The sequence below is a fragment of the Fibrobacter sp. UWCM genome, from assembly GCF_900129735.1.
In the GTDB taxonomy this organism is placed as follows: domain Bacteria; phylum Fibrobacterota; class Fibrobacteria; order Fibrobacterales; family Fibrobacteraceae; genus Fibrobacter.
In genome coordinates, this window is the sequence record NZ_FQWR01000004.1 from 109,921 (window position 1) to 123,849 (window position 13,929).

3 protein-coding genes are annotated in these 13,929 nt (G+C 52.4%); all 3 read left to right on the plus strand.

What is annotated here, in order from left to right:
• Positions 1 to 26 precede the first annotated feature (26 nt).
• From BUB22_RS04205 to BUB22_RS04215, 3 genes are read left to right on the plus strand one after another with little or no spacing between them, the layout of a single operon-like run.
• Entirely contained in the window at positions 27 to 6,524 is a 6,498-nt protein-coding gene (locus BUB22_RS04205; protein WP_073114061.1) for an RHS repeat domain-containing protein, read from the plus strand.
• Positions 6,521 to 13,351 carry an RHS repeat domain-containing protein gene (locus BUB22_RS04210; RefSeq protein WP_073114062.1) on the plus strand — a complete coding sequence of 2,277 codons (6,831 nt, stop codon included), beginning with the start codon at positions 6,521 to 6,523 and terminating at the stop codon, positions 13,349 to 13,351. Before BUB22_RS04205 ends, BUB22_RS04210 begins: the two co-directional genes overlap by 4 nt.
• The gene (locus BUB22_RS04215; RefSeq protein WP_073114063.1) at positions 13,341 to 13,925 is read left to right on the plus strand and encodes a hypothetical protein; all 585 of its coding nucleotides are present in this window, start codon (positions 13,341 to 13,343) and stop codon (positions 13,923 to 13,925) included. Before BUB22_RS04210 ends, BUB22_RS04215 begins: the two co-directional genes overlap by 11 nt.
• Positions 13,926 to 13,929: the final 4 nt, after the last annotated feature.

Genomic DNA, 13,929 nt, shown 5'->3' on the forward strand with positions numbered 1-13,929 from the left:
AGGGTGGCCCCGTACAGCCGGACTATATGCAGTTTGAACCGTCCGCGATGCAGGACCTTGTGAGCCTGCAGACGGGCAACTTTGCGTACTCGGTGCCGCTCGGGGAACTTCCTGGCCCGTATGGAGGCTATCCGTTGAGCATGTCTTACCACGCAGGGATATCCCCGCAGCAAGAAGCGACCTGGGTTGGACTCGGCTGGACGCTCAATCCGGGCAGTATAAGTCGCGATGTACGAGGTGTTCCCGATGACCAGTTCCACGGTGGTACACTGGGGTATGTCTACCGTTATTCTGCGATGCAGACGTGGGGACTCGACTTGAACTGGAGCATGGGGGCGGTGAGTGTCGGCTTCAGTGCGCCCAGTACAGGCGGTGTTGGTTTCTCGGTAACGGCTGGACTGAAAGTTTCCGGTGTCGCGGGCGTGGGCTTTACGCTCGGCACGGATGCTTCGGGGATGCAGATGAATTTTGGTGGGGATAATTTTGGACTCAATGCAAGCATCCTGCTCAGTTCCGGCGGTCGAATGATGACGAAGTTAGGGCTTTCTGCTGGAGGGAAAGATCTTTCTGCGTCTGCCGGTGTCCAGTATTCGACGGGAGGCAGTGCCGCCTACAGTGTCGGCTTTGGCGATTCGCAAGGGCGCGCCAAGGTCGGCCTTACGGCGGGGCCTGCCGGGTTGAAAACTTCCGTCAGTTCGGGGCCGGTTTCGGCAGACATGAGCCGTTCGGGAGCGAGTATATCCGTCAATGGCGGGGAACTGTCCGTATCGAATGTTTCGGGTAAGGGGGGGAGTCGATCGTCTTCGGTAGGCGTCAATGTAATTATTCCTGCCGTTCCGTCAGTATTCTCCTTGGGATTCAGTCAGTCGCTGCACGAATTCCGCCAACGCTCGGCAACTTCGGACTATGTTTACGGCTACATGTACCAGGCGGGCCCGGCTATCGTCGCGGATGGCGGTAATTCCGTTGCGGGAATGCCCCGTGCGAATGTCGCTAACGGAAACAGTGCCGGGTCGGTTTCCTGGAACTGGACCGTGAAGGGACGTTCCCTGGAATCCATCGGTTCGGGAGAGATGCACCCGGCGTACGACATGTATTCTGTTGCCTCGGAAGGCGTTTCGGGTACGTTCCGTCCTTTCGCACGAGAGGAACACAGGTTGCATGGGGTTGTGAGTAATGTCAGGTCGGATGCCGGAGAGACGTTTGTCGATTACAGTACGATTACGAACGATTCTATTGACGGGTGGCCTTACCAGAACGAGTTTGTCGAGGACGGTTCCGGAAGCATTGTCTTGCGGAGCGACTCGGGTTACTACGAGTCCTATCGGCAATGCATCCATAATGACAGTTGCTCGCCTTACGCACTCTATTCGACGCGGCTTAGGAACGAGGGCAACAGGCTTGTCTATAGGAAGGACAAGGAGACGCATGATACCCTGACGACCGGAATGAACTTTCTGTTTGTTGGCGAGGGCGGGTATTACGAAAGCGAATCTTTTGGGGGTGCGGCCCAACGTCCTCGGGGAACGGTTTCCGATATATTGCTCAGGAGGCGAGTAGGCAACCTTGAATACGCCCTGTATGGTTCAAGGAAAATTGAGCCGATTTTTGAGGATGACAGCCCTGTGGGAAAACTGAAGGGATTTGTGGTGACGAATTCGGACGGGGCGAAGTACTATTTCGAACAGCCGGTAAAGTCCTACCTGAAGGTAGACTACTCGATAAACCAGGAAAAGGGAACCCCCATTTTTGTGGATAAGGACGGTTCCGCTACGGACAACTTCCTCAGTAACCTGGGTAGTGCCGTATGGAAACTCATGAAGTGGGGAATGGAAGTGTCTAACCCGATAGGGGCGCTAAAGTATACGTACAACGTTGTGTTTAAGAAAGGCGAACTTGACGAGAACTGTAAGGCGAAAACCGATGAGGATGATGACGATGACGCTGATGCAACTTTCTATTCGTATCAGATAAACATGAATCCGCATGCCACACAGTGGCTGTTGACGGAAATACGGGGTGCGGACTTTATACAGCTTGGGGATTCGATTTGGAACAATGTTGGTTACAATGTGAAGTTCCATTATACGGAGCCCTCAATCTACCGGTGGCGAACGCCGTATGCTAGGCCCGGCCTTGCTACGGCGAACCTTCCGAACTACCGCTTGCCGAGGGACGGCTTTACTCCGGAGGGGTGTGATTCTAGAATGTACCAGGCCGGATTCGGTGTGAAGGAGTATGTCTACCTGAAATCTATAGAGACGTCCTCGCACAGGGTTGAGTTTGAATTAAACGACCCCGTGACGGAAGAACGCGTGGACGGAAAGGGCTGGGAGTATACCAGCGATGGCAATGCGAAAACGTTGCCGATTGCTGTGCAGGTTGCCGTGTCGTTCGATGCGACGACTGTGTCGGCGGATTCTGTGGAGATAAAACAGTCCGGAACGCATCCCGATGGACATGGTCCAAGAACAATCGCTTATGTAAAACAGAAGGTTGCGCTAGCCCCGAGGTGGCTGTATACGAATATGAAGTTGCCTGAGCGGCTGCTGGATAGGCTTCGCGGGGAATCGTCCCTAAGCGTGGCAGGATTCCTGTCAGAAACGCCGAAGGAGTCCGACGAGGTTCGTGATTCCGCACTTTGCGGCCTGGCGGAGAATATCTCGTTCAGGATAGACTCCGCCGGTCTTTTCGAGGAAACTACTGGCGAAGAATCTAAGTACGGTCTTTATAGGGTACGCATAGGTCTTGCTTCGGACAGCATATTCGCCTACCGTTATACTCGGAGTGATGACAGTTTGTACAATGGCGAAACTGTAGTGTTCGGGGAGAGCGGGGGTTATGTCTCGCATCCGGTAATCAACTGGAGTGAACTTGTTTTTGCTGGCGATTCTACGGATTTTGCCGAAAACCAGATGCGCTATTTGAAGAAGATATCGTACTTCGTCCGGGGAGACTCGCTTCCTTATAGGGAATTTCGTTTCGACTACGACTACACGCTTCATCCACGGACGCTGAATTCCTATTGCCGGGGCCACTATCCGGATAGTACGGGCGATATAGTGGAATCTCCGGATTCCGCTTCGGTTGGTGTTTGCTCCGGTCAGGTTGCGGGAAACTACCTGTATGGGAAACTTACGCTGAAGACTGTGACGGAGAGGGGCTGCCAGTATGGTCGCTGTTCCGAATTGCCTCCCTTCAGGTTTGGCTACAATTCTCCGTCCCTGACTTCGACGCGTCTGTCCTCGAAGGAGGGGTGGAAGAACCTTTCGCAGAATGTGGACTATGCCTCTCCCGATGATTCTGTAGGTCACGGACAGTTTCCTGAGTACTACTACGAGGGAATTACTGATTTGGACGCTAGTGTAATGGCTTCATCCGACGCAGTAGACGAATGGGGTTTCTGGAACGAGCGAGCCTATGCGGAGAACCACAAGGTATGGCAGGAATTCGCCGATTATGGTGCTTCCGCGTGGAGCCTGTCGCGCATCATCGAGCCTTCGGGGGGTGTGATTGAGGTGGATTATGAGAGGGATGTCTATGGGCATGGCGAGGACAATTCCGACGACATGATGTCAGTCATGTTTGTAAATGCGGATTCGTGTGGTAAATTTGCGGATGACTATGCGGTTTCTCCCGGGGATACCGGCATGACATGCCTGGAACTGGGAAGGCTATACTGGCGGGAACAGTGCCTCGGCCCGCGCGTGGCATTCTGGGATACAATTAGGCCTGCAGGCTATACGGGAACAGGATTCGAGTATCTTGATACTATGGAACTGGTCCGAAATGGCACTCTTGACACTTCGCGCATAGTAACTTTTAACATGCTCGGAAATATGAAGACCAAGGTCAAGACGGGTTTCCTTGGTCTGGGCAGGCGTTCTAGAAAACGAGACGTCGCTGTAGTGGGCGACGGAAAGCCTGTGGGCATCTTGACACGTACGGATGGAGATGGCTCGACTCGGCTTCTGGTGCTGGACCGTCCGATGCCCTATGTTGACGCGGTGCTTCAGCAGGCGGTAGACAAGATAAACTCGTCGCAGAACTGGTCCGTAAGGTCGAAGCAGGGCGCGATGTGGATAAGAAAATCTATGCCTGAAATTAAGGGTGGCGACCTGCGGGTGAAGCGTCTTGTGCGTCATGACATGCGCCGTTCCGTGACAACCGAATACGAGTATGCAACCGGAGAAATTGCCCAGCTGCCTGATTCGGCCTACAATACGGTGCAGGGTAACCGATTTTATGGGGGGAAGATCTCGCTTGCGTTGCCCGATATGGAACTCATGCCTAAATCCAGGATAGTGGGCTTTGGCGATGGGGACCTACTCTATGTGCCTGGTTCCGGCATCACGTACCCGAAGGTGACTGTCAGAAACTTTGGCGGTGGCATGGGGAACGGAAGAACAGAATTCGAGTATGTCACTCCCGAGACTGGTGTCCCTGTGGAGTTTATTGACGAGGATACCCGCTCGCAGCTGGTTCCGTTCTTGCGCGTCAACGCACAGATATTCATTTGGGGAGGCTACGAGAAGGACAAGACGTACGCTCAGCGACCTTTCCTTGTAGAGTTCTCGTTGCTGGATGGTTCGCGACATAAACTCGGTGATACGAGGAAAATGATGGTTGTTCGTGACGGAACGACCTCGTTAACCTTCTATGACACGTCAATCAGAACTGCCCGCTATCTGGTCGCCAAGTCTAGGTTCTCGATGGATTCCTCGCTTTCGGTGCAGTCGGATACGCTTGACTTGGGGGAGGAACTTACCGACTACAATGACATGGATGTCTCGATATCTTGGTTTCTTGGCGAATACAGGATTAGCTTCGCGACTTCCCCGACAATCGAGGACAATCAGCAGTTCTTTATGCATTGCCTGTGGCTCAGGTCGCAGAAGGACGGCTACGTTCCCATACTCTATAAGAATGTTGAATATTCTCGCGATTCAATCACGCTGCAGGAGATGGATGCCCCTTCGCAGTCGATGCAGGACCAGAGGGACGACGCCGATTTCGAGAGCGAAATTACCTACCATGACTTTACGGCGTTCCTCGGGCTAAACACGAAGAATTCCTTCTATCGTGGAGATAATCAGACTGCCATACTTGTGCGGATGGATAGTAGCGTGTATTCGACAAGGGTTCCCGATGTTGCGGAGGGTGTTGCGGACAATCCTGTTTCTGACGTAATGTCTAAGACAGGTCGCCAGAAGGAACGCTGGAGTTATGAAAGGGTGCTGAAATGCAGGCATGAAGACGAGGATGAAGACTGCGAGAAACAGTATATCGAACTCTATGACAAGGATTCCCGCCGCGATTCCAAGAACTTTACCTACATCCGCTACCCGGCGTTCCTTACGAGGTCTTTCAGTTTCACGGGGCATGACAATCAGCCTTCCTCGTACAGGGGACTGTGGGGGGAATCTCGGCTCGAAAATCACCTTTTCGATCCGCTGTCGGGGCAGCCCACGGCGACATTGGCAAGGACTCCTTCAGGAGACGGGAAGGAAATGCGCAAGCTTACGCTCAAGCGCCCGCATTTCGGCATGCCTGGCGGAGACTCGTCGGTTGCGAATGGGATGTTCCGCCGCAATATGCTTGTCCAGAATTTCCTCGATGCGCTTTATTCCGGCATGGTGGATTCGACGGCCTCCTGGAATTCAGTCATGGTGAACGACAGCCTCAGAAGTTTCTCCATGGAACCGTACCGCATCCTGCCTGACTCGCTTTACCCGGGCAAGCGTCGTCCATTTGTAGGCTGGGGCAAGTTTACGAGCCGAAGGGAACCTGCAGAAATCTTGGGCGAGAGTGAACTGTTTAACTTCGCGGGAGCCTACCAGAGTATAGACCCTTCAGCAGGGCGTGCTTTACCTGGAAGGGATGTGTTCGAGGGCGATAGTGTCGCCCTTGTGGACGGGCACTACCGTATCCGAGAATCAGGCGATGTGTTCGGACGCTCCGTGTCGAGCCACTATTCCACACGGGGCGATTACCAGACGGGTCTCTTTTTCCCGGCGACACTAGCGAAAACCGCGAGCATAGTCCCTTCAGGAGATTCCTATTCCGTCGAGAATTGTCTCGTGTCGACAGTCGGTTACACTGTCAGTGAGGGAACCATCCGCCCGCAAGGTTACACTCACGTTCGCTGCAGTGCGGGTGAGTATTCCCCCGATTCTCCGGTCGTGGCCGAGTATGCCCTTAAGACAGCCGATGGCCCGTGGAGGGTCTTGCGCGATACGGTTGCATCCGATACATTCGAACTGACACTTTTTTTGGGGAGCAGGCTGGGCTATCTGAGGCTCTACCCGGCGGATGCGGAAGCGAAAAGTTTTGTGTATGACCGGTATGGAAACCTGGTGCGAGTGGTTTCGGAGGACAATCTTTCCACCTACTACGAGTACGACCCGTTCGGTCATCTTGTGCAGGTTCGTGATGACGACGGAAACAGTTTCAAGGTGCACCATAGAGAGTACAGGAACGACAGTCGTGATGAAATCCTCCTAGATTCAGGAGGTGAAATTTGAGAATCATTCTCTTTTTTGTCTTCGCCTGTTTCGGATTCGTCCAGGCTCTTGAACTCGATGGAGTTCCCGTCCGCATTGCGGAAGGGAACCCTGTGCAGTTCTTTGTAGGGGAGAAGGTCTTTGTCGCCGTGGAGATAGACGGTGTGACTGGGTTCGCTTCAGAGGAGGGGCAAAGAGGGACCGTTCCCTATGTTCTTGAAAACGTGCCCGGAAATCCTTCGTGGATTAAGCCGAATGGACGTCCTGTGTATAATTCCGGTCTAGACAACGCCGAATACCACTGGCAGAATAACCAGACTTTCTGGCTGGAACTTTCGGGAATCGCCCCTGCTAGGGGCGACTACTCGGCGACGGTGCGTTTACGCAACACGGTTACCGGTAATAGCGTTGATACCGTCTATTCCTTCTCCGTGATTATGCCGTCTCTGGAATATCCTGGTGTCGTCGTGGCCATGCATGATTCCGCCGCCAGTTACGGACGGCAGATGGAGATATATTCTTCCCTGTTGAATACGTCCATGTCGTCGCGAACCCTGCAGAGTCCTTATTTTGACTACTACGCGACTCGTCGACAGGGAATGCAGCCCGTAGTGAATGTCTGGGAGGCCCCGTCGAATGGCTGTGTGCAGGTACTGGACTGCGGTCAGGGCAACTTCGTCATTCGGCATCGTTATAGTGGAAACGTCTCGTTTGCTGCCGGTGCGCGTCGAGGAGAGTTCAGGATAGGCTATAACGAGGTCGGGGGTCCCGAGAATCCGTACTATTTCTCCGCGTTGCCGGAAAAGGACTTGTTTACCTATGTGCATGACGGATATGATGCTTCGTTGAATATGAATGTTTATGCCGACTATTCATACGCCGGTTCCGCTACGAACTATACGGCACGCGCCATGCGTCGAAACCTGTTCTTCAATCCGTACGAAGCCTTATATGACCATTCCGGCAACAGGCTCTGGGGATCCGCACCGAGTTGGTTTTCCGAACAGTCGTGTACGGTTGCACGTGTTTTCACGGGTACGGAATATAACTGGCAGAAGTTCAGGACGAACTCGGTACAGGGCTTCTGTACGGAAGGACTAGAGAATACCGCTCCGACGATAGCGTTTCCGAATGCCGGGCCAGATACGATATACGAGGGTGAGGACTACTTCTTGCGTCCGCTATTTACGGATGCGGAAGGAGATTCCTTTACGGTTGAACTTGTTAATCCCCATCCCGACTGGATAGAGGTAGGGACACCTGCCGATTACTGGCATGATTACCAGGACGTAGTGAACAACAACGTGAATACGTTGGCGAACCGTCGGGTGCACTATATCCGCTCAAGGTACGCTGATATCCGCAAGGCTGCGGTGATTACTCCTGGGACATACACTTACACGGTGAAGGTGACTGATATCTTTGATGCGAGTTCTACTGCTCAACGTTCCGTTGTCGTTCTTGACGGAGGCGCGCATCCGGCAAGTTCCACGTCGGGTTTGGCGGTACTTGTCGGTGACGAGACCTGGTTCAAGAAGTACCAGTTGGATGTGGCGAGTGGAATAGTGAACTACTCGGGAACGGCACGTACGCTTGCTGCGGGGTGGCATTACGACTACTATGGCACTTTTGCCGAACACGGCGGCGATACGCTCCCATACATCCGGCATTGGCATGTGGATACGTCCATGGTTAATGTATCCTATACGGAATGCGGCAGTCGGCGATTTCGTATACGCTATACGGGCAAGGCCGACCAAACGTTCCTGCCGAACCGTTCCTATCTAGACAACAAGGCTGGTCTTTTCTACCGAACAAGCGTGGACATGGTCAAGAATAACGACTGGTCTATCGAGGATTTTTATGAGGGTGGTGATACGTTGCGACGCAGGAGGTATGCCCCCAACGCCCCGCTATATGACGGCAATGATAATAGCACCCCTCTCTGGGGAATTCCGCCAGATTGGGCCCCCGATTGCGAAAACCCGCCCGAACCCGGCTCATCCTCATCGTCCAATGAATTCGTCTCGTCATCGTCGTTCAACCCCTATGGCGATTTGGCAGTGCGCTTTGCCGACAATTCCACCTCGCCGAACACGGGTGCCCTAAAATTCGATATCGTGAACAGTGGTGGCGCGACCGCCCCTGTGGGCGGGTACGAACTGCGTTTCTACTACAACGGGAACGATTCGCTTGACGCATCGCGAATAGTGTTCGATAACTATCAGAACCTCCCTGTTGTTCAGAGCCGGACAGCAGAACAGTGCGGTGCAGGCCTGTTCGTCTACAAGGTAAAACTCTCCGACGATGCGCTGATTCAGCCGGGTGCGAGCCTGCCGTCGGAAAAGTTAGAGTATTCCGTACATTTGGACGGATGGCAAAACTACGACTGGAAGGTTTTTGCTAGTTGGATGGATGTTGCGACCTTGACATACAACCCGAAGATGGCCTTGTTCGATGCCGATGGTAACCTGGTCTATGGAACCGAAGCCTGGCCCTGCAACGGTTATGTGGAGAAGGAACTAAAATTGTCCGTGAAGGAAACGGTCCATGTGGAGGGAACCGGTATACCCGGCGGATACTTGCAAAATGCAATCGGTGATGTTACCCTGGAAATCCGTAACGATGGTGATTCAAGCCTCGCTGGGCCAGTATTTGTAGATTTCTACGTGACACACCCCGCTGGGCAGGTGCCTGTACTGATTATTCAAAACGATACCTTATCCGTAACCGGGAAGCATCTAGATGTGAGCGAAGGTATTGATGTTGCTCGAATTTCTTCGGGTAATAAGCACGTGTTCCGTTTTACCCTGACGGGCGGCATTCCTTCGTCTACGTCGAGAACGGTTCATTTCAGGCTGATGGATCAGTGTCTCTTTGATTGCCCGGCAGGTAGCGAAACGGCATATGGATGGAACATGATTGATGACTGGTCCGCTGTTGATGGGGTGTCCTTGCAGTGGATCCAGGTTGCGACGGAGAGGGTTGCCATATACAGTTCCTCAGGAAAGCGTCTCTACGGGATTCCTGATCCATCGTCACCATCGTACGCCATACGTGAAAGCGATTTTGGCGACACAACTCTTGCCTTGACGCATTCTCTACCGCCAGTTCCCGCGCAAGTCGCGAACCGGACTGACGCTATCGCTTATTCCGGCGGACAGTTGCTTTCGGGAGGGGATTTCGAGACGGACTGGCTGCAAGGCTGGGAACTCTCCGGTTCGGCCCGGAGTGTTCGCGGGGATTCTCCCCAGGGTTCTAGGCATCTTGGAATGTCCTCGGGATCGTCGATTTCTCAGGTTCTTCCCGTCCAGGCGAATAAACTCCTTGTCGATAGCGGGGCGACTCTTGTCGTGTGGCATAGGGGAACTTTGTCTGTAAAACTTTCTGCGGCTGGCACTCCGGTACAGACATGGTCACTTTCTGGTAGTGCATCGTGGGCACAGGACACGTTGCCTCTTGCGAAGAACCTGTTTAATGAAACCGCTGAAAACAAGTTGACTATAACGGCAAGTGGTGACGTTGCCATCGACGATGCAGCCCTGATACCCGGCCAGGCTTTGAAACCCTCCACATACGCAGTGCGTTTTACGAGCCCTGCCGGCGAGGAACTGGAGACCCGTGCCTATGACGGTGCGGAGGAACTGCTGGTAACCGACTCGGAACGTGATGCAATGGGGCGTACATGGAAAAAATACCTGCCTTTTGCCCTCACTTGTAGCGGTGCCGATGACTGCAACTCCGAAAGCAAGACTGCGCATAACCCCGGCATGGCGGATAACTACTACACGGCGTCAAACCCGGACTACCCCGATGCGGGCGGAATCCCGTATGCCGAAACGAAATGGAAACCCGACCCGATGGCGACCAGGGATGTGGAAGGCGCTCCAGGTAGGGCTTTCGGTATCGGGAAGGTTGGTGGACAGACTCACTTGGCTCGGTCATTTTCATCGGGAGTGAACCTCACTGGCGTCAACCTGCTGGATTCGGCCAGCCTGGACTCCGCCGTGTCAGCCGTGCGTCACGGACGGGCCTATGACGGCGACACGAACTACCGTGCTGCGAGGGATGCGACCCCCACCCACCTGTGGGAACTGAATATCGACCAGGACGGTCGTAGGGCCTTTACGGTGAAGGACGGGGAGGGCCGCGTGATTGTGAGCGGCTCGCTGGACAGCACTGGCAAATTGCTCACCCGCAGCGTGAACGAACTGGATGCCCGCGGAAACGTGGTCAAGTCGCACCCGCCAATGAGCTGCGACTATACACTAAAACCTGCAAACTGCGTGATTCCGAACGAATACGGTTACGATGCCCAGAGCCGTGTTGTCAGGAGCGTTGAACCCGACGCAGGGGAGACAAGGACATTCTATGACCTGATGGGCCGCGTCCGCGCGACACAGACTCAGCGCCAGATTGACTCCGGGGCGTATTCCGTTGTCGGCTACGACAACCTGGACAGGGCAATCTATACAGGCGAATGGAAATCGTCGCTTGACAGCGGGGCTGCAAGGGTGTATTTTAGAGACGTGCCGAACAGGAACAGCCCGACTATCGCCGAACTCACTCCAGGTACGATAACGCGTACGTTCTATGACCGTGTGCCCGCAAGGGACACCCTGGGCGTTGAACTTTATCCGGCGTCGGTCCAAACTGACGCGTTCAAGTACGGCAAGACCCGCGTGGTGGCGGTGGTATCTGACGTGTCCGCCGACAGTGCCGGGAATGTCATTCGTATATCGACCGCCAACGCATACGACAAATACGGTCGCATTACAGTTAATTACGCCTATAACCCCGCTGTCCCAGCTGACAGCCTGAAAATGCTCGCTGTGGAGACGGAATACGATTTGGAAGGCAAGGTGACGAGGACGACAAAATACCCCTACGGAGTGGATGGTAGCGGGGCAAGTCGAAAAATTGTGGAACGGTATACCTACGACCGCCTTGGCCGCATAGACAGCTTGTTCTCGAAGAACGGAGGTGGTGACGAGATGCTGCTTGCTACCTACTCCTACTACCCGACAGGGAGCGTGAAGACTGTAAACATGGGCAATTCGCTCACGCTAACTTACACTTATCATATTAGCGGAGCCGTGAAGACTGCAAAAGTTGAAACCGCAAATGGGGGTGAACTGTATTCTGAGATGCTTCATTACGAGGATTGCGGTGACAACGAATGTGAACCGCAGTATAACGGCAATATCAGCTATATGGTACAGAGAATTGCCCATAACAACCGCGATTTCGTGCAAATTCGCGACGTGGCGTATTATTACGACCAACTGAACCGTCTTACAAAGACAGACGACCTGTCGCAGGATTATTTCGACGACATCTTTGAATACGATGCGCAGGGCCGAATTACCGCACAGCGCCGTGCGGAAAAAATCGTTGCCTCGAGCGGGGGAGAATATGCGTATTATGATAGCACGAATAAATTGAAAAATGTTGCAGATGGTATGGGCGGCACGGCGGGCTTCCGTAATATGGGTGATGCGCAAAACTTCGTCTATGATCGTGATGGCAACCTTATTGAAGACAAATCAAAAAATATGATGGTTGTCTATGATTGGAGAGGAATGCCCACGGAATTCACGCAACAACCTTCCGGAGGTTCCAGCCATGCAACCCGCCTTTCGATGATGTACGACGGGTCGGGCAGACGCATCTCCAAGACTCTCCTTACGAGGGCGGGTGACTCGCAGGGCTGGGACACGACCCTCGTGACGCACTACACGGGTATAGGCACGGAGATACGGGAATACAAGCCTGCCAACTTCACCCGCTATACGGACTCTGCGGGGGTGGAATACTGTGTTTCCGCGAACCCGGACTACGGCGGCAACGCTTCTACCGCATGCCCCCTGCCCGACACGGTGAAGGTCGCCGTGCCACTGCCACAAGGAATGGGCAGGTACGCCCTGCAGGATGCCGACCACCAGGCGGAAGAAGGCTCCCCGCAGGCGTTCGAGTGGTACCTGAAGAACCACCTGGGCTCCACGATGGTCGTGTACGGGACCGGATTCCCCGACCTGCTCGGGCTCTCCCCGCTCGGCACAGTCCGCGCCGCCTATGACTACAGGAGTTTCGGGGAACAGCTTGACCTGCTCGTGTTCACCCGAAAGATTACGGAGAATTTCACGGGCAAGGAATTGGATAACGAAACGCAGCTGAACTACTTCGGCGCACGTTATCTAGACCCGATGCTCGGAATGTGGACTTCAGTTGATCCAGCAAGGCAATTTGCAAGCCCGTATCTGTATGCGGGGAATGGAATGAATCCGATAGCAGGAACAGACCCTGATGGTATGTATTACGAAGACGGAGAACGTTGTACGGAGGGGAAATATGTTCCCTTGGATTCTCAAGGAACTGTAACGCCAGCAGAGTTAGATGAACTTGCTGCTGCAGAGAGAAAATTTATGGCAAGTCCCGGGATCGAGCAGACGGTTATGTCCATGGCAAAGTTTACTAAAGAAAATGGAGTGGAAGCAAGATTTTGGTACAATGAAGATGGACAAAATTCTTTTGCTTACGGAACAGAAGGTGCTGTACGCCCTGGAAGTGGAGATGGAGCGTACATCCATTTCCATACTTGGCGAACAATAAAACCCAAAAAGGACCTCAGTAGGCGTAATGAGTGGCTTCAGGGGGAAGGCCTTAGTAGGGCTGATGAAGACTGGTCTAATTTCTATAGGAAATCAATAATGGGCATGGAACTGAGATCTGGAAATATATATTACACATCTCCTTCGATGTCTTTTCAGCCTGTAATCATGCGCTTCCCTGCAGGGTATATTGAAGACGCCAATACTTATGAAGGAAAAATGCGTTATGCTCCATAAAACATTCCTTACGTTTTTCTTTGTTTTAATATTTATTGGCTGTGAACAGAAAGAAAAGGATCACATTGATGATGCCGTCGATTTGTCTCGTGAAAAAGAAGAAATAAATACTGCTATATATAAAGATTATAAAATGTATTCTGAAGAATATATGGCCTTGAATTCATTTTTTTCATACTACTTTGAACACCATGACGATTTTTTTTCGTTAGATGACGATTTGACTGTTTTTGTTGGCGGTCCTGGCGGTAAAGAGTATTTTCTTTATACAAAAAACAGAGCAGATAATAGAATATGGTCTAGCATTTGTGGCACTTATGAAAAAATTTCAAAGAATCAATTGAAAATTTTGGACAGCTTAGAAAATGATATAAAAAATGAATTTTTACATCATCCAAAGAATGATGAACAATGGTATAGTCTATTCCTTTGGAAAGGCAGAAGTCAAAAAGGTCGCCTTAGACGTATAGAGTATTTTACGCATGGCTACGAATCATATAAATCAGAATCTAATTTATATGATTATCTAGCCAAAAAAATCTTTACACATGGATGTAAAAAACATCTTCTTTAAGCTT